The sequence below is a fragment of the Variovorax sp. GW823-FHT04B03 genome (assembly GCF_058796495.1).
Window position 1 is genome coordinate 158,406 of record NZ_JBXAIT010000007.1, and the last position, 26,622, is coordinate 185,027.

The window sequence follows — 26,622 nt, forward strand, 5'->3', positions numbered from 1 at the left end:
AGAAAGGGCCTCCCGATGGCCGATGCGAACACCCGACCGCCGCTGTACATCCGCATCCACGCGGCCGACAACGTCGCCATCGTCGCGAACGACGGTGGCCTGAAGGCCGGCACGGCCTTCGACGACGGCCTGGTGCTGGTCGACACCGTGCCCCAGGGCCACAAGGTGGCGCTCGTCGACCTGGCCGAAGGCGACGCCATCCGCCGCTACAACGTGGTGATCGGCTACGCGCTCAAGGCGCTGCCGCGCGGCAGCTGGGTGCACGAGCGCGTGATGCGCATGCCGGTCGCGCCCGAGCTCGACGGCCTGCCCATCGCCACGGTCAAGCCCCCTGCCCTGCCGCCGCTCGAGGGCTACACCTTCGAGGGCTACCGCAACGCCGACGGCTCGGTAGGCACGCGCAACATCCTCGCGATCACGCAGACCGTGCAGTGCGTGGCGGGCGTCACCGAATTCGCCGTGCAGCGCATCAAGGCCGAGCTGCTGCCGAAGTACCCGAACGTCGACGACGTGGTGGCGCTCGAGCACAGCTACGGCTGCGGCGTGGCCATCGACGCGCCCGATGCCATCGTGCCGATCCGCACCCTGCGCAACATCAGCCTCAACCCCAACTTCGGCGGCGAGGTGATGGTCGTGAGCCTGGGCTGCGAGAAGCTGCAGCCCGAGCGGCTGCTGCCGCCCGGCACCATCCCCATCGCCGACCAGCGCGGTGCGCCCGCCGAAGATCTCGACGTGGTCTGCCTGCAGGACGACGCGCACGTCGGCTTCATGTCGATGATCGATTCGGTGATGCGCCAGGCCGACGTACACCTCGCGCGCCTAAACCAGCGCCGACGCGAGACCGTGCCCGCAAGCGAACTCGTCGTGGGCGTGCAGTGCGGCGGCAGCGACGCTTTTTCGGGCGTCACCGCCAACCCCGCCGTGGGCTTTTGCACCGACCTGCTGGTGCGCGCAGGCGCCACCGTGATGTTCTCGGAAGTCACCGAGGTGCGCGACGGCATCGACCAGCTCACCGCGCGCGCGGCCACGCCCGAGGTGGCCGACGCCATGATCCGCGAGATGGCCTGGTACGACGCCTACCTCGACAAGGGCCGCGTCGACCGCAGCGCCAACACCACGCCGGGCAACAAGAAGGGCGGGCTGTCGAACATCGTCGAGAAGGCGATGGGCTCGATCGTCAAGTCGGGCTCGGCGCCGATCACCGGCGTGCTCGCGCCCGGCGAGAAGCTGACGCACAAGGGCCTGATCTACGCCGCCACACCGGCCAGCGACTTCATCTGCGGCACGCTGCAACTCGCGGCCGGCATGAACCTGCACGTGTTCACCACCGGCCGCGGCACGCCCTACGGACTGGCCGAGGTGCCGGTGATCAAGGTCGCCACGCGCAGCGACCTCGCGCGCCGCTGGCACGACCTGATGGACGTGAACGCGGGCCGCATCGCCGACGGCGAGGCCAGCATCGAGGACATCGGCTGGGAGATGTTCCGCCTGATGCTCGAGGTGGCCAGCGGCCGCAAGAAGACCTGGGCCGAGCACTGGAAGCTGCACAACGCGCTGGTGCTGTTCAACCCGGCACCGGTCACCTGATCGACTCACCCACACGGAGCACAGCCATGGAAGACCTCAAGGACAAGACCGCCCTCGTCACCGGCGCCAGCACCGGCATCGGCGCCGCGGTGGCCATCGCGTTCGCCGCGCGCGGCATGCGCGTGGCCGTGCACTACAACAGCTCAGCCGAGGCGGCGACCCGCGTGGTCGACACCATCCGCGCCGCCGGCGGCACCGCCTTCGCGCTGCAGGCCGACGTGCGCGACACGGCCGCGATCCGCGCCTGCGTGCAGGAAACGACGGCGCAGTTCGGCCGCATCGACGTGCTGGTGAACAACGCCGGCAGCCTGGTCAAGCGCATGCCCATCGCCGAGTTCGACGATGCGCTGTTCGACGAGGTGATGCACATCAACGCGCGCTCGGTGCTGGCCTTCTGCCGCGAGGCCGTGCCGCAGATGCGCAAGCAAGGCAGCGGCACCATCATCAACGTGACCTCGGTGGCCGCGCGCACCGGCGGCGGGCCGGGCGCGTACCTGTACGCCGGCGCCAAGGGCTTCGTGAGTACCGCGACACACGGCCTGGCACGGGAACTCGTGGGCGACTGCATCCGCGTGAACGCGGTCGCGCCGGGCGTGATCCAGACGCCGTTCCAGGACCGCTTCTCGACGCCCGCGATGCTCGAGACCTTCAGGACCGGCATCCCGATGGGGCGCCTGGGCACGGCCGACGAATGCGTGGGCGCTTTCCTGTACCTCGCGTCCGAACAGCTCTCGGGCTACGTGACGGGACAGGTGCTCGAGGTGAACGGCGGGCAGTACATGCCCTGAGCCTGCGCCCTCCCCTGCGCCACACAACAGATCAACAACGGAGACAGAGACACCATGCAAAGAAGCCAGTTCGTCCGCGGCCTTGCCGCCCTTTCGGCCACCGCCGCCCTCTCGCTCGGCCTGGCCGCGCCCGCCGCGGCACAAGCCAACGACTTCCCGAATCGCACCATCGAGCTGCTCGTGCCTTACCAGCCCGGCGGCGGCACCGACGGCCTGGCGCGCGCGTTCTCGGAAGCGAGCCGCAAGCACATCTCGCAGAGCATCGTGATCGTCAACCGCCCCGGCGCGGGCGGCGCCATCGGATGGACCGAGGTGATCAACGCCAAGCCCGACGGCTACAAGCTCGCGGTGCTCACCGTGGAGCTGCTCACGCTGCCGCACCTGGGCCTGGCCAAGTTCAACTACGACGACTTCCAGCCGATTGCGCAGCTCAACGCCGACCCGGCCGCGATCACCGTGAAGGCCGATGCGCCGTGGAACACCATCGAAGAGTTCCTCGCCGCCGCGAAGAAGTCGCCCGAGGGCATCCGCGTGGGCAACTCGGGCAACGGCTCGATCTGGCACCTGGCCGCCGCCGCGCTCGAAGACAAGACCGGCACCAAGTTCGGCCACATCCCCTTCCAGGGCGCCGCGCCCGCCGTGCTGGCGCTGCTGGGCGGCCACATCGAGGCCGTGGCCGTGAGCCCCGCCGAAGTCACGACGCACGTGCAGGGCGGCAAACTCAAGGTGCTGATGGTGATGGCCGACAAACGCGTGAAGGGCTTCGAGAAGATCCCGACCGCCAAGGAGCGCGGCATCGACCTGTCGATCGGCACGTGGCGCGGCCTGGGCGCGCCGAAGAACACGCCGCCCGAAGTGATGGCCAAGCTGCGCGAGATCACCGCCAAGACCGCCGCCGAGCCGCTGATGCACGAGGTGATGGACAAGCAGAACCTGGGCTACGTCTACACCGACGGCGCCGTGTTCAAGGAAACGCTGGCCAAGGACAACGCCTACTTCAAGGCGCTGATCACCAAGCTGAACATCAAGCCGTGAACGCGACACGACAAGGAGACACTGCCATGCAACGCCGCACACTCATCCAGTCCGCCCTCGCCGCCTCGCTGGCGGCGGCCCTGCCCGCCTTCGCGCAAGGCGGCAGCACCTGGCCCACGGGCAAGGCCATCACCTACCTCGTGCCCTTCCCCGCGGGCGGCACCACCGACGTGCTGGGCCGGCTCATCGGCCAGAAGCTCGGCACCGTGCTGGGCACGAGCGTGATCATCGACAACAAGGGCGGCGCCGGCGGCAGCGTGGGTTCGGAGATCGGCGCGCGCGCCGCGCCCGACGGCTTCACGCTGGTGGGCGGCACGATCAGCTCGCACGCGATCAACGTGAGCCTGTACCCCAAGCTGGGCTACGACCCGCAGAAGTCGTTCGCGCCCGTGACGCTCATCGGCACCAACCCGGTCGTGCTGGTGGTGAACCAGGCCAGCCCCTACAAGACGCTGAAGGACGTGATCGCCGCGAGCAAGGCCAAGGCCGGCGGCCTCTCGTCGGCCTCGGCGGGCACGGGCACCTCGCAGCACCTGGCGCTGGAACTGCTGGGCTACAAGTCGGGCGTGAAGTTCACGCACATCCCGTACAAGGGCAGCGGCCCCGCGATCCAGGACGTGATCGGCGGGCAGGTCGACATGATGTTCGACACCACCGTGGTGGCCGGCCCGCACATCCAGAGCGGCAAGCTGCGCGCTATTGCGGTCACCTCGGCCAAGCGCCTGGCCTCGATGCCCGACGTGCCGACGGTGGCCGAGTCGGGCGTGCCCGGCCTGCAGGACTTCGAGGTGGTGTCGTGGCAGGCGATCTTCGTGCCCGCGGGCACGCCGGCGCCCGTCGTCGACCGCCTGCACACCGAGATCCGCAAGATCCTCGCGACCCCCGAGATGCAGGACAAGCTCAAGGGCTTCGGCATGGAGCCCGCCGACCTCACGACCGCGCAGATCGCCGCCTTCCAGAAGACGGAAGTGGAGAAGTGGGCGCAGGTGATCAAGGCAGCAGGCATCAAGGCCGACTGACCTCCCCGAATCCGGCAGCCACCACACCCCCACAAGCGCCTGGTGGGCGGTGTGGTGCGGGCGGCCCCTCTGTGCCGCCGAGGCGCGCAGCGTTTCGCGGATCAGGGCTCGCAGCTGTTTGAGCGCAGCGAGTTCTGCGAGACCCCGCGAAACGCGAGCACCGCAGGGCAGCCGCGAAGCGGCCGGCACAGTGGGGCCGACCGCGCCGCACCGCCCGCCAGGCGCGTGCCTGCACGGAGCGCCAGTCCCCGCGAACCAAGGGAAGCTTCCTACGCCCCCGAGAAGAAGCGCTTTATAGAATGCCCGTCCGATTCCGCATTCCAGGCCTTCCACAACGTGTCCGATCGCTCCGCAGTTCTGCCCCAATACCTGTTCCCCAAGCAGGCCCTGACCAATTTCGCCGGCTGGGTCGCAGGCAAGGAACGAGGCGCGGTCACCACCTGGATCATTCGCCGCTTCGTTGCCAAGTACAACGTCGACATGGGCGAGGCGCTCGAGTCCGACATCCATCACTACAAGAGCTTCAATCAGTTCTTCACGCGCGCCCTCAAGCCCGGCATGCGCCCGCTCGCCCAGGCCGACCTCGTCTGCCCCGTGGACGGCGCCATCAGCCAGTTCGGCGCCATCGAGGGCGACCAGATCTTCCAGGCCAAGGGCCACAACTACACGACCACCGCGCTGGTCGGCGGCGACGCGGCGCTGGCCGCCAAGTTCGCGCACGGCAGCTTTGCCACGCTGTACCTGAGCCCCAAGGACTACCACCGCATCCACATGCCCTGCGACGGGCGGCTGGTGCGCATGATCCACGTGCCCGGCGACCTGTTCTCGGTCAACCCGACCACCGCGCGCGGCGTGCCCGGCCTGTTCGCGCGCAACGAACGCGTGGTGTGCGTCTTCGAATCAGCCAACGGCCCCTTCGTGCTCGTGCTCGTGGGCGCCACCATCGTCGGCAGCATGGCCACCGTGTGGCACGGCGTGGTCAACCCGCCGCGCGTGGGCGAGCTGCGCGAGTGGCACTACAACGACCAGCAGATCGACATCAAGAAGGGCGACGAGATGGGCCGGTTCTTGCTGGGCTCGACCGTCGTCATGCTGTTCCCGGCGCCCGCGCTGGCCTTCAACCCGGACTGGTCGCCCACCCGCGCGATCCGCCTGGGCGAAGCCATGGCCAACTACGCCTGATTTGTGAAGCTTTGTCTCGAAACCCGCATGCTGCATGCCTGTACAGCTATAAAACCAGTAGCATCCTGATCCTTCGCGCTATAGTCGTCGGCCAGCCAGACGGTCCATGACGACCAATCACAAACAAGAGTGCGCCGCCCCGGCCTGCCCCCGGCCGACGGTCCGCCCAGCTTCGAGGAGATGATGTCGATGAGTACCAAGGAAAACGCAGCCATCAGCCAGTTGCTCGCCCTGCTCGAAGCCCGCTATGCGCTGCGTGTGCTGTGGGCCCTGCGCGACGGCCACGCCCAGACCTTCCGGCTGCTGCAGGACAGCGTCGGCGGCATCACTCCCAACACCCTCAACACCCGCATCAAGGAATTGCGCGAAGCCGGCGTCGTGAGCCACGGCAGCGACGGCTACTGCCTCACGCTGAGCGGGCAGGACCTGCTCAAGCGCCTGTCCGACCTGCAGGCCTTCGCCGCCAAGTGGCAGCTCGGGCAGAGCAAAAAGGCCGCGGGGCCGGCCGCGGCCCAGCCCGCATCGGCCGATGCCTCCGCGCCCGTGGCGCCTGCGGCGCCGACGCCTTCTGCCCCCGACGCAGCACCTCCCGCAGCCACGCCGCCCGGCTCCGACAGCCAGGGCTGAAGCGGGGGCCCGCCGGGCCTCGGTAAACTCCGCGCCTCCGATTCCTCTCCCATTTCATCGACGCAAGGAGCGTTTCCCATGCCCACCACCCCCTCCGGCCTGCAATACGAAGACACCGAAGTCGGCACCGGCGCTGAAGCCAAGGCCGGCCACCACGTGCACGTGCACTACACCGGCTGGCTCTTCAACGACGGCGTGCAAGGCGCCAAGTTCGACTCCAGCCGCGACCGCAACGACCCCTTCGCGTTCTCGCTGGGCGCTGGCCAGGTCATCAAGGGCTGGGACGAAGGCGTCGCCGGCATGAAGATCGGCGGCAAGCGCACGCTGGTCATCCCCGCTGCACTGGGCTATGGCGCCCGCGGCGCTGGCGGCGTGATCCCCCCGAACGCGACCCTGAAGTTCGACGTCGAGCTCCTCGACGCGCATTAAGGGCTCGCCCCCAGGCTGCGCGGCACTTCGTGTCCGCTTCGCCAACCCCCTACCGGGGGCGACACCTGAGGCCCGGCGAAGCCGGTTCCTCGGTGTCTCTCGCGAAAGCCACTTCGCACCCCTCTTGCGGCCGCTTTGGCCGCATTTTTACGCTTGAAAAGCCCTAGAGCAGCCCCAAGTGGCTGGCTGTGTTTGTTTTCCGGCGCACGCCGGTTCTTTGAAAAATGTCTGACCCGCAACAATCCGCACAGAATTCTCAAATGCTGCAAGGCGAGCCCAGTCCCGAAGAACTGGAGGCCGCGCAAGCCGCCAACGAAGCCGAGGCGCTCGACGCCCTGGCCGTGGCACAAGGCGAGCTGGCTGCCCTGCAGACCAAGAATGCCGAGCTGGCCGACCAGTATTTGCGCGCGCAGGCCGACGTGCAGAACGCCCGCCGCCGCGCCGACGACGAGATCACCAAGGCCCGCAAGTTCGCGGTCGAAGCCTTTGCCGAGAGCCTGCTGCCGGTGACCGACAGCCTCGAAGCCGGCCTGGCCATCAAGGACGCCACGCCCGAGCAGATCCGCGAAGGCGCCGAGGCCACGCTGCGCCAGCTCAAGAGCGCGCTCGAACGCAACAAGGTGATCGAAGTGGCCCCCGCCGCCGGCGACAAGTTCGACCCGCACCTGCACCAGGCCATCTCGATGGTGCCCGCCGACCAGGACGCCAACACCGTGGTGGGCCTCCTGCAAAAGGGCTACACCATCAACGAGCGCGTGCTGCGCCCGGCGCTGGTCACCGTGGCCGCGCCCAAGTAAAGCGGCATCGGCCCACAAGATTCCCACAGGAAACCCCCGCGTCATCCCTTGAATCACGCCGGGTTATCCACAAGTTCATAACAACATATTTTTCCGAATTTCAGGAGTAAGAACATGGCAAAGATCATCGGCATCGACCTCGGCACCACCAACTCGTGCGTGTCGATCATGGAAGGCAACACCACGCGTGTGATCGAGAACTCGGAAGGTGCCCGCACCACGCCGTCGATCGTCGCGTACCAGGAAGACGGTGAAGTCTTGGTCGGTGCCTCGGCCAAGCGCCAGGCCGTCACCAACCCCAAGAACACGCTGTACGCGATCAAGCGCCTGATCGGCCGCAAGTTCGAGGAAAAGGAAGTCCAAAAGGACATCGACCTGATGCCCTACACCATCGCCAAGGCCGACAACGGCGACGCATGGGTGGAAGTGCGCGGCAAGAAGATGGCCCCGCAGCAGGTCAGCGCCGACATCCTGCGCAAGATGAAGAAGACCGCCGAAGACTACCTCGGCGAAGCCGTGACCGAAGCCGTGATCACGGTGCCGGCCTACTTCAACGACGCACAGCGCCAAGCCACCAAGGACGCCGGCCGCATCGCGGGCCTGGACGTCAAGCGCATCATCAACGAACCCACCGCTGCAGCCCTGGCCTTCGGCCTGGACAAGCAGGACAAGGCCGACCGCAAGATCGCCGTGTATGACCTGGGCGGCGGCACCTTCGACGTGTCGATCATCGAGATCGCGGACGTCGACGGCGAGAAGCAGTTCGAAGTGCTGTCGACCAACGGCGACACCTTCCTGGGCGGCGAAGACTTCGACCAACGCATCATCGACTACATCATCGGCGAGTTCAAAAAGGAACAAGGCGTCGACCTGGGCAAGGACGTGCTGGCCCTGCAGCGCCTGAAGGAAGCCGCTGAAAAGGCCAAGATCGAGCTGTCGAACAGCGCGCAGACCGACATCAACCTGCCGTACATCACGGCCGACGCGTCGGGCCCGAAGCACCTGAACATCAAGCTCACCCGCGCCAAGCTGGAAAGCCTGGTCGACGAGCTGGTCGAGCGCACCATCGCGCCTTGCCGCCTGGCCATCAAGGACGCCGGCATCAGCGTGAGCGACATCAACGACGTGATCCTGGTCGGCGGCATGACCCGCATGCCCAAGGTGCAGGAAAAGGTGAAGGCCTTCTTCGGCAAGGAACCGCGCAAGGACGTGAACCCCGACGAAGCCGTGGCTGTCGGCGCCGCCATCCAGGGCCAGGTGCTCTCGGGCGACCGCAAGGACGTGCTGCTGCTCGACGTGACCCCGCTGTCGCTGGGCATCGAGACGATGGGTGGCGTGATGACCAAGATGATCACGAAGAACACCACGATCCCGACGAAGTTCGCACAGACCTTCTCGACCGCCGAAGACAACCAGCCGGCCGTGACGATCAAGGTGTTCCAGGGCGAGCGCGAGATCGCCTCGGGCAACAAGCTGCTGGGCGAGTTCAACCTGGAAGGCATTCCGCCGGCATCGCGCGGCACGCCGCAGATCGAGGTGAGCTTCGACATCGACGCCAACGGCATCCTGCACGTCGGCGCCAAGGACAAGGGCACCGGCAAGGAAAACAAGATCACCATCAAGGCGAACTCGGGCTTGAGCGAAGACGAGATCCAGAAGATGGTCAAGGACGCCGAGCTCAACGCCGACGAAGACAAGAAGAAGCTCGAGATCGTGCAGGCGCGCAACCAGGGCGAAGCCATGGTGCACAGCGTGAAGAAGTCGCTCGGCGAGCATGGCGCCAGCCTCGAAGCTGCCGAGAAGGACGCGATCGAAGCCGCGATCAAGGACCTGGAAGAAGCCCTCAAGGGTGAAGACAAGGCCGTGATCGAGGAAAAGACCAACACGCTGATGACCGCGAGCCAGAAGCTCGGCGAGAAGATGTATGCCGAATCGCAGGCTGCGGCCAACGCCTCGGCCGCCAGCGGCCCGGCAGGCGCGGAAGCTTCCGCCAGCGCGCAGGCCGACGACAACGTGGTCGACGCCGAAGTCAAGGAAGTGAAGAAGGGCTGATCCCCTGCCCTTCTAACAAGGCTGGAACACCTGAACAGGTGCTCCAGCCTTTCTCGCTTCCAGTTCCCCGACGAGTTCCCGCCGCCCGACCGAATCTGCTGCCATGGCCACCAAACGCGACTACTACGAAACCCTCGGCGTTCCCAAGAACGCGAGCGAGGAAGAAATCAAGAAGGCTTATCGCAAGCTTGCGATGAAGCACCACCCCGACCGCAACCACGGCGACACCAGCAAGGACGCCGAGGCCAAGTTCAAGGAGGTGAAGGAGGCCTACGAGATGCTGTCGGACGGCCAGAAGCGCGCGGCCTACGACCAGTACGGCCATGCCGGCGTCGACCCCAACATGCGCGGCGGCCCCGGCGCGGAAGGCTTCGGCGGCTTCGCGGAGGCCTTCGGCGACATCTTCGGCGACGTGTTCGGCGGCGGCCGCGGCCGCACCAGCGGCGGACGCCAGGTGTTCCGCGGCAGCGACCTGAGCTACGCGATGGAAGTCACGCTCGAGGAAGCCGCCGACGGCAAGGACGCGCAGATCCGCATCCCGAGCTGGGACGACTGCGGCACCTGCCACGGCTCCGGCGCCAAGCCCGGCACCAAGCCCATCACCTGTACCACCTGCCACGGCGCGGGCGCCGTGCAGATGCGCCAGGGCTTCTTCAGCGTGCAGCAGACCTGCCCGACCTGCCACGGCAGCGGCAAGATCGTTCCCGAGCCCTGCACCGTGTGCCACGGCCAGGGCAAGATCAAGAACAACAAGACGCTGGAAGTGAAGATTCCGGCCGGCATCGACGACGGCATGCGCATCCGCAGCACCGGCAACGGCGAGCCCGGCACCAACGGCGGGCCGCCCGGCGACCTGTACATCGAGATCCGCCTCAAGAAGCACGACCTGTTCGAGCGCGATGGCGACGACCTGCACTGCGTGGTGCCCGTGAGCGTCACCACCGCGGCGCTGGGCGGCGAGATCAACGTGCCGACGCTCAAGGGCGCGGCCGCCATCGACATTCCCGACGGCACCCAGAGCGGCAAGCAGTTCCGCCTGCGTGGCAAGGGCATCAAGGGCGTGCGTTCGAGCTACCCGGGCGACCTGTACTGCCACGTGCGCGTGGAAACGCCCGTGAAGCTCACCGAGCACCAGCGCAAGCTGCTCAAGGAGCTCGACGAATCGCTCAAGAAGGGTGGCGAGAAGCACAGCCCGACCGACAAGGGCTGGTTCGACAAGGCCAAGGAATTCTTCAGCTGACGATGATGCTGACGCGCTGACGGCCTTCGTCAGCGCCGGGCCGGCGCCCTGTCGGCCCAAAGCGTGCCCTCTTTCGGCCGCTGCCGCCCTCTGGCGGCACGCCAGGCACGCGAACGGTGCTCCCCGCACCGTTGCGGAACGCCGCCGACCGGCGCCCGCGTTGTCTTCCCACGTTGCCATGCGCCAGCCACTCGCCACAGGAGTGGCGCGGGGATTGCTTTAATGTTTTTTTGGATATGCAATAAACCAAACGACAGGTCGCGCGTTATTGCTGAAAGGCATCGGCTTTATTGAACCCGGGTTCAATTAGGAAAGGTGTTCGCCACAGAATTTCAATGAGGACGATAGCCATTCGGCATAGTCATTTCATCCGGGGACAATTACGCGAGCGCGAGCTTTTCAATTTAACAGAAACACGAATAGAAGTTCCTTGTTTTCCGAGGAACTTTACTCGGCAGAGGGGTTCAGAATAAATAAAACATTTGCCCGGTTCATTCTTTGCTTTATGCTGATTGAACCGATTGTGTAGATAGTGTGTAAGGGAGTTTTCCACGGCATACGGCCATGGGCGGGGCCCCTCTTCCAAGAGGAGCGACGCAGTCTCTGGCTGTAGGCATCGGGGTCAAAAGCCCCGCCGACCTGAAGGAGGCGCGACCATGGACGTGATCAGCAACTTTGCAGCCCGCTACGAACGCACCCGCGAGGAAGTTCTCTCGCTGCAGGAATATCTGGATATCTGCAAACGCGATCCGACTGCATATGCAACGGCCTCCGAACGAATGCTCCAGGCCATTGGCGAGCCGGAACTGGTAGATACCCGCAATGACCCCCGTCTTTCGCGGATCTTCGCGAACAAGGTCATCAAGATCTATCCGGCGTTCAAGGAGTTCTATGGCATGGAAGATGCCATCGAGCAGGTGGTGTCCTATTTCCGCCACGCCGCGCAGGGACTGGAAGAAAAGAAGCAAATCCTTTACCTGCTGGGACCCGTCGGCGGCGGCAAGAGCTCGATCGCTGAGCGCCTGAAGCAGCTCATGGAGCACGTGCCCTTCTATGCGATCCACGGCTCCCCGGTGAACGAATCGCCCCTCGGGCTCTTCGACACTCTCGAAGACGGCGAGATCCTCGAAAAAGAGTACGGCATCCCCGTGCGCTACCTGAACCGCATCCTGTCGCCCTGGGCCGTGAAGCGGCTCGAAGAGTACGGCGGCGACATCCGCCAGTTCAAGGTGGTCAAGCGCTACCCCTCGGTGCTGCGCCAGATCGCGGTCGCCAAGACCGAGCCCGGCGACGAGAACAACCAGGACATCTCTTCGCTGGTCGGCAAGGTCGACATCCGCAAGCTCGAAACCTACGCCCAGGACGACCCCGACGCGTACGCCTACTCCGGCGGCCTGTGCCTGGCCAACCAGGGCCTGCTCGAGTTCGTGGAAATGTTCAAGGCGCCCATCAAGGTGCTGCACCCGCTGCTCACGGCCACGCAGGAAAGCAACTTCAAGGGCACCGAGGGTTTCGGCGCCATTCCCTTCGACGGCATCGTGCTGGCCCACAGCAACGAGAGCGAGTGGAAGGCGTTCCGCAACAACAAGAACAACGAGGCTTTCCTCGACCGGATCTACATCGTGAAGGTGCCGTACTGCCTGCGCGCCTCCGAAGAGATCAAGATCTACGAGAAGCTGGTGCGCAACTCCTCGCTGGCCAAGGCCCCGTGCGCGCCCGGCACCTTGCGCATGATGGCGCAGCTGTCGGTGCTCACGCGTCTGAAGGAGCCCGAGAACTCCAGCACCTTCAGCAAGATGCAGGTGTACGACGGCGAGAACCTGAAGGACACCGACCCCAAGGCCAAGTCGATCCAGGAGTACCGCGACTACGCGGGCGTCGACGAGGGCATGAGCGGCGTCTCCACGCGCTTCGCCTTCAAGATCATCTCCAAGGTCTTCAACTTCGACAGCACCGAGGTGGCCGCCAACCCGGTGCACCTGATGTACGTGCTCGAACAGCAGATCGAGCGCGAGCAGTTTCCGCCGGAAACCGAGCAGAAGTACATCAGCTACATCAAGGAGCTGCTGGCGCCGCGCTATGCCGAGTTCATCGGCAAGGAAATCCAGACCGCCTACCTGGAAAGCTACAGCGAGTACGGCCAGAACATCTTCGACCGCTACGTGACCTACGCCGACTACTGGATTCAAGACCAGGAGTTCCGCGACGTGGACACCGGCGAAGTGTTCGACCGGGCCTCGCTCAACGGCGAACTCGAGAAGATCGAGCGGCCCGCGGGCATCGGCAACCCGAAGGACTTCCGCAACGAAATCGTCAACTTCGTGCTGCGCGCACGGGCCGGCAACGCGGGGCGCAACCCGGCGTGGACCAGCTACGAGAAGCTGCGCGCAGTCATCGAGAAGAAGATGTTCTCCAACACCGAAGAGCTGCTGCCGGTGATCAGTTTCAACACCAAGAGCAGCGCCGACGAGCAGAAGAAGCACGAGGACTTCGTGACCCGCATGGTCGAGAAGGGCTACACCGCCAAGCAGGTCCGGCTTCTGTGCGAGTGGTACCTGCGGGTGCGCAAGAGTTCATAGCGGACAGCGGGAACAACGGACGCGTGCGAAGGACCTAACCAGCGCACCGTCCACCGTTTTGCAAGGAGCTTTGAAAACATCGTGGCCATCCTGCAGCAGATCATCGATCGCCGGCTCTCGGGCAAGAACAAGTCCATCGGCAACCGCGAGCGCTTCCTTCGGCGCTACAAGGGCCAGATCCAGGAGGCGGTGCGGCGCGCGGTCAGCGGGCGCAACATCCGCGAGCTGGAGCAAGGCGAAGACGTGACCCTGCCGCGCCACGATGTCTCCGAGCCGGTGTTCGGCCATGCGCGCGGCGGCGACCGCGAGTACGTGCACCCCGGCAACCAGGAATACCTCAAGGGCGACCGCATCGCGCGCCCCGAGGGCCAGGGCGGCGGTGGCTCGGGCAGCGGCGAGGCCAGCGACAGCGGCGAAGGCGAGGACGACTTCGTCTTCCGCCTCACGCGCGAGGAGTTCATGCGCGTCTTCTTCGACGACCTTGCGCTGCCGCACCTCGTGCGCACCCAGATCGCCGAGGTGCCCGAATGGAAGAGCCACCGCGCCGGCTTCACCAGCGACGGCTCGCCCAACAACCTGCACGTGGTGCGCTCCATGCGCGGCGCGCTGGCGCGGCGCATTGCATTGGGCGGCGAACCGCGCAAGGAACTCAAGCGCCTGGAGGCGCACCTCCTGGTCCTGAAAGCGCATCCACAGGTCGAGACCGCACTGATCCAGAAGGAAATCCGCGAGACCGAGGACCTCATCGCCGAGCTGCGCCGCACCATGCGGCACGTGCCCTACATCGACCCGATCGACCTGCGCTACCGCAACCGCGTGAAGACGCCCGTGCCCAGCGCCAAGGCCGTGATGTTCTGCCTCATGGACGTGTCGGGCTCGATGGACGAGGCGCGCAAGGACATGGCCAAGCGCTTCTTCATGCTGCTGTACCTGTTCCTCACGCGGCACTACGAGCGCATCGACCTCGTGTTCCTGCGCCACCACACGCAGGCGCAGGAAGTGACCGAAGAAGAGTTCTTCCACGCCACCGAGACCGGCGGCACCGTGGTGTCGAGCGCGCTGGTGCTCATGGACGAGATCATCAAGGCCCGCTACGCCAGCGGCGAATGGAACGTGTACGGCGCCCAGGCCAGCGACGGCGACAACTGGCACCAGGACAGCGGCCGCTGCCGCGAACTGCTGGTCGACAACATCCTGCCCGTGGTGCGCTACTACGCCTACGTGCAAGTGGCCGAGACCGAGCAGAACCTGTGGCAGGAGTACCAGCAGCTCGAAGGCGTGGCGCCCAACTTCGCCATGCGCAAGGTATCGGACGCGCAGGACATCTACCCGGTGTTCCGCGACCTGTTCAAGAAGGAAGGGGTGCCCACATGATCACCACCGAACGCCCTCCCGGGGCCCCCGTCCTGCCGCGCAGCACCGACCTGCCCACCTCCCGCCTCGAGCGCCTGCCCAGCCCGTCCGACTGGACCTTCGAACTCATCGAGACGTACCACACCGAGATCGCCAAGACCGCGAGGAGCTTCGGCCTGGACACCTACCCGAACCAGCTCGAGGTGATCACGGCCGAGCAGATGATGGACGCCTACGCCAGCGTGGGCATGCCCATGATCTACAGGCACTGGTCGTACGGCAAGCAGTTCATTTCCACCGAGAAGAACTACAAGCGCGGCCACATGGGGCTGGCCTACGAGATCGTCATCAACTCCGATCCGTGCATTGCCTACCTCATGGAAGAAAACACCATGGCCATGCAGGCCCTGGTGATCGCGCATGCGGCCTACGGCCACAACAGCTTCTTCAAGGGCAACTACCTGTTCCGCATGTGGACCGACGCGTCGTCGATCATCGACTACCTCGTCTACGCGCGGCACTACATCGCCGAGTGCGAGGAGCGCCACGGCCTCGACGCGGTGGAAGACCTGCTCGACTCCTGCCACGCGCTCATGAACTACGGCGTCGACCGCTACCGCCGTCCGCAGAAGCGTTCGCTGGCGCAAGAGAGCGCGCAGCGCACCGACCGCGAGCGCCACATGCAGCAGCAGGTGAACGACCTGTGGCGCACGCTGCCGCGCAAGAGCGAACAAGCCGCCGAGTCGGAAGCCGCGCGCCGCTTTCCGCCCGAGCCGCAGGAGAACCTGCTCTATTTCATCGAGAAGAACGCCGCCCTGCTCGAGCCGTGGCAGCGCGAGGTGGTGCGCATCGTGCGCAAGATCGCGCAGTACTTCTACCCACAGCGCCAGACCCAGGTCATGAACGAAGGCTGGGCCACCTTCTGGCACTACACGCTGCTCAACACCATGTACGACCGCGGCCAGCTGGACGACGGCTTCATGATGGAATGGCTCAGCTCGCACACCAGCGTGGTGTTCCAGCCGCCCGTGGGCCACCGCGCCTACAGCGGCATCAACCCGTATGCGCTGGGCTTCAAGATGTTCACCGACCTGCGCCGCGTCTGCGAAAAGCCGACCGACGAAGACCGCCGCTGGTTCCCCGACTTCGCGGGCACCGACTGGGTCAAGACGCTCGACTACGCGATGCGCAACTTCAAGGACGAGAGCTTCGTCGGCCAGTTCCTCAGCCCGAAGACGATGCGCGATTTCCGCCTGTTCTCGATCCGCGACTACCAGAGCGAATCGGAGCTCGAGGTGTCGGCCATCCACGACGACAGCGGCTACCAGGCGCTGCGCGAATCGCTGTCACGCCAGTACGACATCGGCAACCGCGAGCCCGACATCCAGGTCTGGAGCGTGGCCACGCGCGGCGACCGCTCGCTCACGCTGCGCCACACGCAGCGCAACAACCTGCCGCTGAACGACAACGCCGAAGAAGTGCTGAAGCACGTCGCAAGGCTCTGGGGCTTCGACGTGCACCTGGAAAGCGTCGACAGCGCAGGCCGGGTCAGCCGCAGCTGGAAGGCTGCCGCGCCCAAGCAGACCTACTGAGACGCTGCGATACAGAGCGGCTCTTGATCAGCCGTTCGCCCGAAGCGTGCCCTCGTGCGCAGGGCACTGGGTGCTTCCCGCAGCGAAATCAAGGAGGAGCCGAAGGCGGGGGACATTCGCGGAGGGAAGTACCCGGTGCCCTGCGCACGCGCCCCCGAAAGGCAGCCTCAGGGAACCAGCGCGGCGATGGCCAGCGTGTACCCCTTCACCCCCAGCCCCACGATGATCCCCCGCGCCGCAGGCGAGATGTACGAGTGGTGGCGAAACTCTTCCCGCGCATGCACGTTCGAGATGTGCAGCTCGATCAGCGGCACGCTCGCCCCCTTGATGGCGTCGTGCAGCGCGATCGACGTGTGGGTGTAGGCCCCCGGGTTCATCACCACGCCCAGCATGTTGCCGGCCGCCACTTCGCGGCCCGCCTCCTGGACCCAGTCGATCAGCACGCCTTCGTGGTTCGACTGGCGGCACTCGATCTCGACACCGAATTTCGCGCCCGTGTCCTTGCACAGGCGTTCGACGTCGGCGAGCGTGTCGCGGCCGTACTGTTCGGGCTCGCGCGTGCCGAGCAGGTTGAGGTTGGGGCCGTTGAGGACGAGGATTTTCTTCATGATGGATCGGTGAAGGAAGCTGGCGGATGCAGGAAGAAGAAAGCCGATTATGGTCGCGCCGCCGACCGCGCCGGCCGTGCAGGTGACGACGCCGCGGTCGACCCCACGTAGTGGTTGTACGAGCCGATGTCCGCCACGCAGCGCGCCATCAGGTCGACGAAGGCCCGCAGCTTCTGCCCCATGTAGCGCTGTCGCTGGTAGGCGCAGTACAGCCGCCGCGCCTCCGGCGGCCACTGCGGCAGCACCGGCACCAGCACGCCCTGCGCCACCTCGGGCCCGGCGAAGAACACCGGCAGCGGCGCAATGCCCAGGCCGTCGATGCAGAAGGTCTTCATCACCCAGTGGTCGTTGGTCTCGAAGGCCGGCTCCGTGCGCACCACATGGCGCCCCGAGGCCTGCTGCGACACCAGCCGCAGCGGCGACGGCGGCCCCGACGGCTCACGCATCGCGATCATCCGGTGCTGCGCCAGCGCCTCGGGCGTCTGCGGCGTGCCGTGCCGCGCCAGGTACTGCGGGCTCGCATACAGGCCGTAGGCCAGCCGGCCCAGCAGCTTGGCGACCAGGTCCGGCAGGTCGGGCGGCGCCGAGCCCACATAGCAGTCGACCTCGCCGATCCGCGGGGCCTGCGCACCGTTCGCCACGTCGAGCTGGCAGCGCACGTTCGGGTGCGATTCGAGAAAGATCCGCACCACATGGCAGACGAAGGAGGTGCTGAACTGCGTGTCCGACAGCAGCGTGAGCCGCCCCGACACCCCGCCCGTGAGCTCCTGCACCTCGGTGCGCGCCATTTCCAGCCGGCCGCTCACCTCGCCGAGCAGCCCCTCGCAGCGTGCGAAGAACGCACGCCCGGCCTCCGTGGGCGCGATGCGGCGCGAGCTGCGCAACAGCAGCTGGGCGCCCAGCAGTTCCTCCAGCCGTGTGAGCTGCCGGCTCAGCGTGGCCTTCGACACGCCCGACAGGCTCTCGGCCTTGGTCAGGCTGCCGCTCTTCATCACGAGGACGAAGGCCTCGACCAGTGCGAGGTCGATGCGCCCTGCGCTCATGAATGCCCCCGCTGTGGAAGTCGTCGTTGCAGGAATGAAAAGGAGCGTCTTGGCATGGGGCTTTCATCGGTGCGGCGGACACGCTACGGTAGGCGGCACCGCCGACAAGGGCATGGCCGATGCTATGCCGATTCGCGGTGCCCTTCCCCGCTGCCCCCACGATCAAGACCCATGAATCCCTCAGCCACCTGGCATCCCGTCACGCCCTCCGCCGAGGTGCGCGCCGGCGCCAACATCGTCGCCGGCTTTGCACAAGGCCAGGAGCTCGCGCTGTGGCGCGCGGCCGATGGCTCGCCGCAGGCCTGGGAGAACCGCTGCCCGCACCGCAGCGTGCGCTTCACCCTCGGCCAGGTGATCGGCGGCGACCGTCTGGCCTGTGCGTACCACGGCTGGCAGTACGAGGCCGGCAGCGGCGCCTGCGTGCGCATCCCGGCGCACCCGGCCATGCCGGCGCCGCGCAATGTCTGCGCGAAGGTGTTCGCCACGGCGGATGCCGCGGGCATGCTGTGGGTGCGTCTCGCGGCCGACGGCCTGCCGGCGCCGGCCGAACTGGCCGACGCCGTGCCCGCCGGCTGGCACCTCGCCCGCACGCTGACGCTGCGCGTGGCCGCGTCCGAGGTGCGCGCTGCGCTCGCGCCGCATGGCTTCGCACCGACAGGAACGCCCGATGCATGGCAAGGCACGCTGGGCGATTCGCCCGTCGCCGCGCTGCTGCTCGACGCCCAACCGCAGCTGAGCTTCCTGCACCTGTGGACCGGCGCAGCCCCCGGCTCCGACGCGATGGCCCGTGTGCACCGCGCGGCGCGCCAGCTGCGCAGCGACATCGAAGCCGCCGCATCGCTCTGAACAAGAAGAAAGAAGAAAGAAAAAACATGCCCTTCGTCACCGACGATCCCAACATGCTCGACGACTGGCTCGTCGCCGGCCCCGCCAGCGGCTTGCCACGCACGGCACGGCTGCTCGGCGAAACCCTGCACCTGCACACCGATGCCGACGGCGTGCCGCACGCCCTTCTCGGCACCGACGCACTGACCGTGCAGTCGCGCTACGGCTTCCTCTGGGTCTGCCCCAGCGGCCGCCCGGCGCGCCCGCTGTTCGCCTTCCCCGAGTACGACGAACCCGGCCGCCGCATCGTCGATTGCGGCGGGCTCGGCGTGGCCGTGTCGGGCCTGCGCGTGATCGAGAACTTCCTGGACATGGCGCACTTTCCCTTCGTGCACCCCGACTACCTCGGCAAGGTGCCGCACACCGAAGTGGCCAAGTACAACGTCGAGGTCGATGCCGCCACCGACGAGATCTGGGCCACCGACTGCCGCTTCTGGCAGCCGCGCGCCTCGGCCGCCCACGACACCGGCAGCGAGGTGTTCTACAAGTACCGCGTGATGCAGCCCTTCTCGGCCATGCTCTACAAGTCGAGCCACCGGCCCGACAAGCTCGACGCCATCGGCCTCTTCTTGCAGCCGGTGGACGACGAGCACGTCATCGCCCACACGCTGCTGGCCTACTTCGACGACGTGTCGAGCGACGCCGAGCTCATCGCCTTCCAGCACACGATCTTCGGGCAGGACAAGCCGATCCTGGAGAACCACGCCTTCAAGCGCATGCCGCTCGAAGGCCGCGCCGAGACACCCACGCGCGGCGACACCACCTCCGTCACCTACCGCCGCTGGCTGCGCGAGCGCGGCATGCGCTTCGGCACCGCGAGGGCCACCGCATGACCGTCCGGCTCTACGACTACCCGCTCTCGGGCAACTGCTTCAAGGTGCGGCAGATGCTGCTGTGGCTCGGCGTGGACCACGCGAGCGTGCCGGTCGATTTCCACCCGGGCCGAGAACACAAGTCCGCAAGATTCCTCGAGCACGTCAACCCGCTCGGCCAGCTCCCGGTGATCGACGACGAAGGCTTCGTGCTGCGCGACGCGCAGGCCATCCTGGTCTACCTCGCAAGCCGCTACGACGACGCACGGCAGCACTGGTACCCCGCCGACCCCAAGCTGCGCGGCCAGGTCGCGATGTGGCTCGCCATGGCCGACGAGATCACGCGCACCGCCTCGGCCGCCCGGCTGCACGATGCGCTGGGCTACACGCACCTGGACATCGACGCCTGCCGGCGCGGTGCGCGCGCGGCCTTCCGCGTGCTTGACGACCACCTGGCCGAGCAGCACGCCGCCACCGGCCTGCGCTGGCTCGTGGCCGCGCCCGAGCCGACCATTGCCGACCTCGCCTGCTTTCCGTACGTGGCGCTGGCGGGCGAAGGCGGCATCTCGCTCGACGAGTTTCCCGCGCTGCGCCGCTGGGTCTGGGACTTTCGTCACCTGCCGGGCTTTGTGGGCATGTCGGGTATCTTCCCGGCTGGCCCCGCCTGAAGGCTCGCCTGAGTATCCTTGTCCCCTTCCGCTCTCTGAAGAACCGAATCCCATGAAAACCAAAGCCGCCGTCGCCTGGCAAGCAGGCCAACCCCTCACCATCGAAACCGTGGACCTCCAGGGCCCGAAGTTCGGTGAAGTGCTGGTCGAGATCAAGGCCACCGGCATCTGCCACACCGACTACTACACGCTCTCGGGCGCCGACCCCGAAGGCATCTTTCCCGCCATCCTGGGCCATGAGGGCGCGGGCATCGTGGTCGACGTCGGCCCCGGCGTCACCACGCTGAAAAAGGGCGACCACGTCATTCCGCTGTACACGCCCGAATGCCGCCAGTGCAAGTTCTGCCTGAGCCGCAAGACCAACCTGTGCCAGCTGATCCGCGGCACGCAGGGCAAGGGCCTGATGCCCGACGCCACCAGCCGCTTCAGCCTCGACGGCAAGCCCATCTTCCACTACATGGGCACGAGCACCTTCAGCAACTACACGGTCGCGCCCGAGATCTCGCTGGCCAAGATCCGCGAGGACGCGCCCTTCGACAAGGTCTGCTACATCGGCTGCGGCGTCACCACCGGCATCGGCGCGGTGATCTTCACGGCCAAGGTCGAAGCCGGCGCGAACGTCGTGGTGTTCGGCCTGGGCGGCATCGGCCTGAACGTGATCCAGGGCGCCAAGATGGTGGGCGCCGACAAGATCATCGGCGTCGACCTGAACCCCGAGCGCGAGGCCATGGCCCGCCAGTTCGGCATGACGCACTTCATCAACCCCAAGACCACCGAGAACGTGGTCGACGCCATCGTGCAGCTGACCGACGGCGGCGCCGACTACAGCTTCGAGTGCATCGGCAACACGCAGGTGATGCGCCAGGCGCTCGAGTGCACGCACAAGGGCTGGGGCCGCAGCATCATCATCGGCGTGGCCGAGGCCGGCGCCGAGATCAGCACCCGCCCGTTCCAGCTGGTCACCGGCCGCAAGTGGGAAGGCTCGGCCTTCGGCGGCGCGCGCGGGCGCACCGACGTGCCGAAGATCGTCGACTGGTACATGGAAGGCAAGATCAACATCGACGACCTGATCACGCACACCATGCCGCTGGAAGACATCAACAAGGGCTTCGACTTGATGAAGCGCGGCGAATCGATCCGCGGCGTGGTCCTGTACTGAGCCCGAGGAGGCGCCCGCCATGAACCGCATGGAACCCCTGCGCAAGATAGAAGCGGGCGTCCTCGAAGTCGCCTACTACGAAGCCGGCCCGGCCGACGGCCCGCCCGTGCTGCTGATGCACGGCTTTCCATACGACATTCACACTTACGCCGAAGTCGCGCCGATGCTGGCCGCCCAAGGCTGCCGCGTGATCGTGCCGTACATGCGCGGCTATGGCGCCACGCGCTTCCTGAGCGAGGCCACGCCGCGCTCGGGCGAACAGGCGGCCTTCGGCGCCGACCTGCTCGCGCTGCTCGACGCGCTGAAGATCGATCGCGCCGTGCTGGCCGGCTACGACTGGGGCGGCCGCGCCGCCTGCGTGCTGGCGGCGCTGTGGCCCGAACGCTGCGCGGGGCTGGTCTCGCTCAACAGCTACAACATCCAGAACATCGCCAAGGCAATGGAGCCGGACACGGCCGAGAACGAGCACAGCCTCTGGTACCAGTACTACTTTCACAGCGAGCGCGGTCGCGCCGGCCTCGCGAAGGACCGCAAGGCCCTCACGAAACTGCTGTGGCAGCTGTGGTCGCCAACGTGGCGCTTCGACGACGCCACCTTCGAACGCAGCGCCGCCGCCTTCGACCACCCCGACTTCGTGGACGTGGTGATCCATTCGTACCGCCACCGCTTCGGCCTCGTGCCCGGCGACCCGGCCTATGCCGACATCGAACGCCGCCTTGCCGCGCAACCGACGATCGCCGTGCCCGCCATCACCTTCGACGGCATCGACGACGGCGTGCGACCGCCCGCCGATGCCTCGGCCCATGCGCACCGCTTCAGCGGCCCGCGTTCGCACCGCCTCGTGCCCGGCGCGGGCCACAACCTGCCGCAGGAAGCGCCGCGCACCTTCGCCGATGCCGTGCTTGAACTCGTGCCCGCGCTGCGCAGCCAGACGACCTCTTCTTCATGACCGACACCGCCCCCACCCTTCTTTCCGAACACCACGCCTTCGGCGGCGTGCAGCGCTTCGTCGAGCACCGCTCGCACGAGATCGGCCTGCCGATGCGCTTCTCGGTCTACCTGCCGCCGCAGGCCGCGCACACGCGCGTGCCCGCCCTGCTCTACCTTGCCGGCCTGACTTGCAACGAAGAGACCTTCGCGGTGAAGGCCGGCGCGCAGCGCATGGCCGCGAGCCTCGGCGTTGCGCTGATCGCGCCCGACACCAGCCCGCGCGGCACGGAACCCGAAAGCCTGCCGGGCGCAAAAGACAGCTGGGACTTCGGCATCGGCGCCGGCTTCTACCTCGACGCCACCGCCGAGCCCTGGGCCACGCACTGGCGCATGGAAAGCTGGATCGTGCACGAGCTGCTGCCGCTGGTGGCCCGCCACTTTCCGGTCGACGGCGAGCGCATCGGCATCTTCGGCCACTCGATGGGCGGCCACGGCGCGCTCACGCTGGCGCTGCGGCACCCGGGGCGCTTCAAGTCGCTCTCGGCCTTCGCGCCGATCTGCGCGCCCACCCAGTGCCCGTGGGGCCAGAAGGCCTTCGCCGGCTACCTGGGCGAACCGGGCGGCGACCGCGCGCAGTGGCTCGCGCACGACGCCAGCGCGCTGATGCAATCGCAGACCGTGGCGCCCTATCCGCAGGGCATCCTCATCGACCAGGGCCTGGCCGACAAATTCCTCGCCGAGCAGCTGCACCCCGAAGCCTTCGAGGCCGCCTGCTTCGCCGCCGGCCAGCCGCTCACGCTGCGCCGCCACGCGGGCTACGACCATGGCTACTACTTCATCCAGAGCTTCATGGCGGACCACATCGCGCACCATGCGCAGACGCTGAACGGCTGACCACAAAGGGGTGCGGTTCGCACCCGGCGTGGCTATCATGGTCCGCATGTCCGCCGCCCAGATTCCTGCCTTCCAGCTGCGCTCGCGCGATGGCGGCGCCGAAGAGAACATGGTGCTCGCGGGCATCTGGCGCCGCGCCTGGGTGTCGGCCAACCGCAGCGCCGTCCACGTCGAGCCCATCGGCCACTGGCTGCGCCGCGTGCAGACCGAATTCATCCCGCCCGCCGACGTGGTGCTGGCCGAGCGCGACGGCCAGGTGCTGGCCTTCATGGTGCTGCTCACGGCGCGCGAGTACGTGGCCCAGCTGTTCGTCGAACCGCACCTGCGCAGCCAGGGCCTGGGCAAGGCGCTGCTCGACGAGGCCTGCGTGCGCATGCCGCACGGCTGGCGGCTGCATGTGGCCGTCACCAACACCGAGGCGCAGCGCTTCTACGAACGCTACGGCCTCGTGCGCGGCGTGGTCGACCGCCACCCCGGCAGCGGACGCGAACGCATCGCCTACCATTGGTCGCCCACCCGCGCGCCCTGGCGCACGGGCTGACACCCTCCGCACTTCCTTCCTGCCCCATGCGCATCCGCATCGACCACATCGCCCTCTGGACCACCGACCTCGAACGCTGCAAGCGCTTCTACGTCGACTACTTCGGCGCCACCGCCGGCGCCGGCTACGTCAATCCGGCCAAGGGCTTCGCCTCGTGCTTCCTGAGCCTGGGCGACGGCGCGCGCATCGAGGCCATGACCACCAGCACCCTCTCCCCCGTGGTCGCCGAGGCCGGCGCGCAGCGCATGGGCTGGACGCACCTGGCGATCTCGGTCGGCTCCGACGCCGAAGTCGATGCGCTCACGCAGCGGCTGAAGGCCGACGGCTATCCGCTGCTCGACGGCCCGCGCCGCACCGGCGACGGCTACTACGAGAGCGTGGTGCTCGACCCGGACGGCAACCGCATCGAGATCACGTCATGAGCGTCTTTGTTCAAAGCCTGCACGAGACCTTCGAACGCCTCGGCCGCATCGAAACCCGTCGCATGTTCGGCGGCCACGGCGTGTGGCACGAGGGCCGCATGATCGCGCTCGTCGCCAAGGACACGCTGTACCTCAAGTCCGACGCCGGCAGCGCCGCGCACTTCGACGCGCTGAACCTGCCGCCCTTCACCTACGTGCGCGAGGGCAAGGAGATGCCGATGTCGTACCGCCTGGCGCCGGCCGACCTGTTCGAAGACCGCGAGGAAGCCGCGCGCTGGGGCCGCCTGGCCTACGAGGCCGCACTGCGTTCGGGCCAGCCGCCGAAGCAGAAGAAGCCCAAACCTAAACCCAAGACAACCCCCAAGGCCGCGAAAGCGAAGACCCGGTGAACGACCAGAACAACAACCACGGCCACCGGCTCCCTCCGCTTCCCGAGCGCGAACAGATCGCGCTGCTCGACCCCTTCGACAGCCTCGACCTGAAAGACATCGTGGTCGTCACCTCGCTCGCCGAAGCCGAGCGCGCCGCCGACGAATTGCTCGACGCCGGCTTGGCGGGCTTCGACACCGAGTCGCGCCCCACCTTCGCGAAGAACGAAGTGTCAACCGGTCCGCACGTGGTGCAGTTCGCCACGCGCGACACGGCCTGGCTGTTCCAGCTGCACCGCGACGAATGCAACCCCGTGGTCGCGGGCCTGCTCGCGTCCACCGAACTGCGCAAGGTCGGCTTCGGCCTTTCGAGCGACCTGTCGCTGATCCGCCTGCGGCTGGCCATTGCGCCGCAGGCCGTGTTCGACATCGACGACGAGTTCCGCCGGCGCGGCTACCGCCGCTCGGTGGGCGTGAAGACGGCGGTGGCGCTGATGTTCAACCGCCGCTTTGCCAAGTCGCGCAAGGCGACCACCTCGAACTGGGCGCACAAGCAGCTCACCGAGTCGCAGATCCGCTACGCGGCCAACGACGCCTATGCGTCGCTGCGCGTGTTCGACGCGCTCTTTCCGAACGGCTGACTGAAGCCTTCCGTCAGTCGCGCCCTGCTTCGAGGATCGCCTGCGCCAGCCGCAGCGGGTTCGAGAAGAACATCTCGTGGCTGCCGGGGCACTCCACGAGCCGGAACAACCCCAGCCGCTCCGACAGCCGCGGATGCCACGGCAGGCTGTGCGGCAGCGCCGTGTCCTGCTGGCAGTTGACGTACGACTTGCCCAGCGCCAGCGCCGCCAGCGGCTGCTTCAGCTGGATCTTGTCGGTGAAGGTGCGGTACGGGTGCGGGTTGAGCTTGTCGTAGGCGGACTGCGCCAACGCGAGGTCGGCGTCGTTGATGAAGGCCTCGCGCCAGATCTCGAACGGCAGCGTCACGGCGTTCTTATTGGCCGCCGCCACCGCGTCGAACATGGTCACGTAGTGCGGCGGCACCATGTCGTTGAGCGCCTCGCCATCGAGCGGCACGAAGGCATTGATGTAGACCAGCCGCCGCAGCCGCGCCGCGATGCGGTCGGCCACGCCCGAGATCACCATGCCGCCGTAGCTGTGGCCCACGAGCCGCACCTGCGTGAGGTCCTTGGCCTCGATGAAGCGGACCACCGAGGCGATGGCATCGGCCAGGCCGGTGCCCGCGCGGTCGTCGCCAGGGTTGTTGCCCGCCACGGTGGGGCAATGCACGGTGTGGCCGGCCGCGCGCAGGCCGTCGGCCACGGCCTCCATTTCGGCGCCGGTGTGCCAGGCGCCGTGAACCAGAACATAGGTGTCGGACATGGGTGTCTCCTTCGTTGGATGCGTCATTGGGGAATGGACCGAGGGCGACTGTAGAAAAAGCGGTACGTCGCGGATGGCCGTTGCCTGCCAGGGCGATGGCCGATTCGTGCCACCGGTCTTTTTGTGCCGTGGGTTGTCTTGATTAAATAATTCAAAGATACTTGAATAATGGAAGAAAACGATGTGGTCCGCGCCTTGGGCGCACTCGCGCAACCCGTGCGCCTGCGGGTGTTCCGTGCCTTGGTGGTGGCGGGGCCCGACGGGCTGACGCCGGGTGCGTTGACCGAAGCGCTGGCGGTACCGGCGACGGGGCTGTCCTTTCACCTCAAGGAGCTGGTGAACGCGAGCCTGGTCTCGCAGGAGCGCCAGGGGCGCAACCTCATCTACCGCGCATCGTTCGAGCGGATGAACGGCCTGCTCGGCTACCTCACCGAGAACTGCTGCCAGGGGGAAGCCTGCCTTCCCGCGACCACCTGCGACTGCTGACCATGAAAGCTTGTGCTGTTGCACGCAGCGTGCGTGCGCTCTGGCGTGCTCCCGCCGACGGGGCACCTTGCTCCGCGAATGTCCCCCGCCCTTCGGGCTCCTCCTTGATTTCGCTGCGCAAGGCACCCCATCGACGTGAGCGT

26 protein-coding genes and 1 pseudogene are annotated in these 26,622 nt (G+C 66.9%); 24 read left to right on the forward strand and 3 right to left on the reverse strand.

Translation table 11 applies throughout. The features are described 5' to 3' along the window. Positions 1 to 15 precede the first annotated feature (15 nt). From garD to AC1RAD_RS27660, 13 genes and pseudogenes are all read left to right on the forward strand, one after another. Complete coding sequence (gene garD, locus AC1RAD_RS27600) at positions 16 to 1,587, forward strand: galactarate dehydratase (protein ID WP_492738250.1); 1,572 nt, start codon at positions 16 to 18, stop codon at positions 1,585 to 1,587. Positions 1,588 to 1,613: 26 nt separating this feature from the next. Beyond that, positions 1,614 to 2,375 carry an SDR family NAD(P)-dependent oxidoreductase gene (locus AC1RAD_RS27605; RefSeq protein WP_492738252.1) on the forward strand — a complete coding sequence of 254 codons (762 nt, stop codon included), beginning with the start codon at positions 1,614 to 1,616 and terminating at the stop codon, positions 2,373 to 2,375. Positions 2,376 to 2,429: 54 nt separating this feature from the next. After that, positions 2,430 to 3,410, forward strand: a complete 981-nt coding sequence (locus tag AC1RAD_RS27610) for a tripartite tricarboxylate transporter substrate binding protein (protein ID WP_307694262.1) — start codon at positions 2,430 to 2,432, stop codon at positions 3,408 to 3,410. Positions 3,411 to 3,436: 26 nt separating this feature from the next. Continuing rightward, a complete protein-coding gene (locus AC1RAD_RS27615; protein ID WP_492738254.1) occupies positions 3,437 to 4,429 on the forward strand; it encodes a Bug family tripartite tricarboxylate transporter substrate binding protein in 993 nt (330 codons plus the stop codon). A 336-nt stretch (positions 4,430 to 4,765) separates the two neighbouring features. Further along, positions 4,766 to 5,611: an archaetidylserine decarboxylase gene (gene asd, locus AC1RAD_RS27620; RefSeq protein ID WP_070059678.1), complete on the forward strand. Its 846-nt coding sequence runs from the start codon at positions 4,766 to 4,768 to the stop codon at positions 5,609 to 5,611. Between the two features lie 189 nt (positions 5,612 to 5,800). Continuing rightward, positions 5,801 to 6,103 (forward strand): annotated as a pseudogene (locus AC1RAD_RS27625) (winged helix-turn-helix transcriptional regulator); the annotation flags it as partial. 213 nt (positions 6,104 to 6,316) lie between these two features. Further along, on the forward strand, positions 6,317 to 6,667 hold the full coding sequence (locus AC1RAD_RS27630; RefSeq protein ID WP_099796131.1) for an FKBP-type peptidyl-prolyl cis-trans isomerase: 351 nt from the start codon (positions 6,317 to 6,319) through the stop codon (positions 6,665 to 6,667). A 224-nt stretch (positions 6,668 to 6,891) separates the two neighbouring features. Further along, positions 6,892 to 7,464, forward strand: coding sequence for a nucleotide exchange factor GrpE (gene grpE / locus AC1RAD_RS27635; RefSeq protein WP_159272622.1), 573 nt, complete (start codon positions 6,892 to 6,894; stop codon positions 7,462 to 7,464). 114 nt (positions 7,465 to 7,578) lie between these two features. Continuing rightward, positions 7,579 to 9,516 (forward strand): molecular chaperone DnaK, encoded by a 1,938-nt coding sequence (gene dnaK, locus AC1RAD_RS27640; RefSeq protein WP_492738256.1) that lies wholly within the window; start codon positions 7,579 to 7,581, stop codon positions 9,514 to 9,516. Positions 9,517 to 9,619: 103 nt separating this feature from the next. Beyond that, entirely contained in the window at positions 9,620 to 10,756 is a 1,137-nt protein-coding gene (gene dnaJ / locus AC1RAD_RS27645) for a molecular chaperone DnaJ (RefSeq protein WP_062470698.1), read from the forward strand. Between the two features lie 656 nt (positions 10,757 to 11,412). Next, positions 11,413 to 13,335, forward strand: coding sequence for a PrkA family serine protein kinase (locus AC1RAD_RS27650; RefSeq protein WP_062470701.1), 1,923 nt, complete (start codon positions 11,413 to 11,415; stop codon positions 13,333 to 13,335). 81 nt (positions 13,336 to 13,416) lie between these two features. Continuing rightward, a complete protein-coding gene (locus AC1RAD_RS27655; RefSeq protein ID WP_095744575.1) occupies positions 13,417 to 14,709 on the forward strand; it encodes a YeaH/YhbH family protein in 1,293 nt (430 codons plus the stop codon). Further along, complete coding sequence (locus AC1RAD_RS27660) at positions 14,706 to 16,280, forward strand: SpoVR family protein (RefSeq protein WP_223301264.1); 1,575 nt, start codon at positions 14,706 to 14,708, stop codon at positions 16,278 to 16,280. Before AC1RAD_RS27655 ends, AC1RAD_RS27660 begins: the two co-directional genes overlap by 4 nt. 167 nt (positions 16,281 to 16,447) lie before the next feature. On the opposite strand, the gene aroQ is transcribed toward AC1RAD_RS27660, so the two are convergent. After that, a complete protein-coding gene (gene aroQ, locus AC1RAD_RS27665; protein WP_492738258.1) occupies positions 16,448 to 16,888 on the reverse strand; it encodes a type II 3-dehydroquinate dehydratase in 441 nt (146 codons plus the stop codon). Between the two features lie 47 nt (positions 16,889 to 16,935). Further along, entirely contained in the window at positions 16,936 to 17,931 is a 996-nt protein-coding gene (locus tag AC1RAD_RS27670; RefSeq protein WP_492738260.1) for a LysR family transcriptional regulator, read from the reverse strand. A gap of 171 nt (positions 17,932 to 18,102) precedes the next feature. On the opposite strand from AC1RAD_RS27670, the gene AC1RAD_RS27675 reads away from it, so the two are divergent. Genes AC1RAD_RS27675 through AC1RAD_RS27720 form a run of 10 tightly spaced genes read left to right on the forward strand, consistent with a single transcriptional unit; the run spans position 18,103 to position 25,251 of the window. Beyond that, complete coding sequence (locus AC1RAD_RS27675; RefSeq protein ID WP_492738262.1) at positions 18,103 to 18,777, forward strand: Rieske 2Fe-2S domain-containing protein; 675 nt, start codon at positions 18,103 to 18,105, stop codon at positions 18,775 to 18,777. 26 nt (positions 18,778 to 18,803) lie between these two features. Further along, positions 18,804 to 19,649, forward strand: coding sequence for an aromatic ring-hydroxylating dioxygenase subunit alpha (locus AC1RAD_RS27680; protein ID WP_492738264.1), 846 nt, complete (start codon positions 18,804 to 18,806; stop codon positions 19,647 to 19,649). Beyond that, entirely contained in the window at positions 19,646 to 20,296 is a 651-nt protein-coding gene (locus AC1RAD_RS27685; protein ID WP_492738266.1) for a glutathione S-transferase family protein, read from the forward strand. Before AC1RAD_RS27680 ends, AC1RAD_RS27685 begins: the two co-directional genes overlap by 4 nt. A 52-nt stretch (positions 20,297 to 20,348) precedes the next feature. Continuing rightward, positions 20,349 to 21,455 carry an S-(hydroxymethyl)glutathione dehydrogenase/class III alcohol dehydrogenase gene (locus AC1RAD_RS27690; RefSeq protein ID WP_070059685.1) on the forward strand — a complete coding sequence of 369 codons (1,107 nt, stop codon included), beginning with the start codon at positions 20,349 to 20,351 and terminating at the stop codon, positions 21,453 to 21,455. A 19-nt stretch (positions 21,456 to 21,474) separates the two neighbouring features. After that, positions 21,475 to 22,404, forward strand: a complete 930-nt coding sequence (locus AC1RAD_RS27695; protein WP_492738268.1) for an alpha/beta fold hydrolase — start codon at positions 21,475 to 21,477, stop codon at positions 22,402 to 22,404. Beyond that, positions 22,401 to 23,279: an S-formylglutathione hydrolase gene (gene fghA / locus AC1RAD_RS27700; protein WP_492738270.1), complete on the forward strand. Its 879-nt coding sequence runs from the start codon at positions 22,401 to 22,403 to the stop codon at positions 23,277 to 23,279. The genes AC1RAD_RS27695 and fghA overlap by 4 nt, the downstream gene beginning before the upstream one ends. 37 nt (positions 23,280 to 23,316) lie before the next feature. Then, the gene (locus AC1RAD_RS27705; protein ID WP_070059688.1) at positions 23,317 to 23,820 is read left to right on the forward strand and encodes a GNAT family N-acetyltransferase; all 504 of its coding nucleotides are present in this window, start codon (positions 23,317 to 23,319) and stop codon (positions 23,818 to 23,820) included. A 26-nt stretch (positions 23,821 to 23,846) separates the two neighbouring features. Continuing rightward, the gene (locus tag AC1RAD_RS27710) at positions 23,847 to 24,242 is read left to right on the forward strand and encodes a VOC family protein (protein ID WP_235926677.1); all 396 of its coding nucleotides are present in this window, start codon (positions 23,847 to 23,849) and stop codon (positions 24,240 to 24,242) included. Beyond that, positions 24,239 to 24,631: a TfoX/Sxy family protein gene (locus AC1RAD_RS27715; protein ID WP_492738272.1), complete on the forward strand. Its 393-nt coding sequence runs from the start codon at positions 24,239 to 24,241 to the stop codon at positions 24,629 to 24,631. Before AC1RAD_RS27710 ends, AC1RAD_RS27715 begins: the two co-directional genes overlap by 4 nt. Then, positions 24,628 to 25,251 carry a 3'-5' exonuclease gene (locus AC1RAD_RS27720; RefSeq protein WP_492738274.1) on the forward strand — a complete coding sequence of 208 codons (624 nt, stop codon included), beginning with the start codon at positions 24,628 to 24,630 and terminating at the stop codon, positions 25,249 to 25,251. The genes AC1RAD_RS27715 and AC1RAD_RS27720 overlap by 4 nt, the downstream gene beginning before the upstream one ends. Positions 25,252 to 25,264: 13 nt before the next feature. Here AC1RAD_RS27720 and AC1RAD_RS27725 read toward each other — a convergent pair whose 3' ends face one another. Continuing rightward, positions 25,265 to 25,993, reverse strand: coding sequence for an alpha/beta fold hydrolase (locus AC1RAD_RS27725; RefSeq protein ID WP_492738276.1), 729 nt, complete (start codon positions 25,991 to 25,993; stop codon positions 25,265 to 25,267). Positions 25,994 to 26,161: 168 nt separating this feature from the next. Between AC1RAD_RS27725 and AC1RAD_RS27730 the strand changes: the two genes are divergently transcribed. Further along, positions 26,162 to 26,479 (forward strand): ArsR/SmtB family transcription factor, encoded by a 318-nt coding sequence (locus AC1RAD_RS27730; protein ID WP_159277621.1) that lies wholly within the window; start codon positions 26,162 to 26,164, stop codon positions 26,477 to 26,479. Positions 26,480 to 26,622 lie beyond the last annotated feature (143 nt).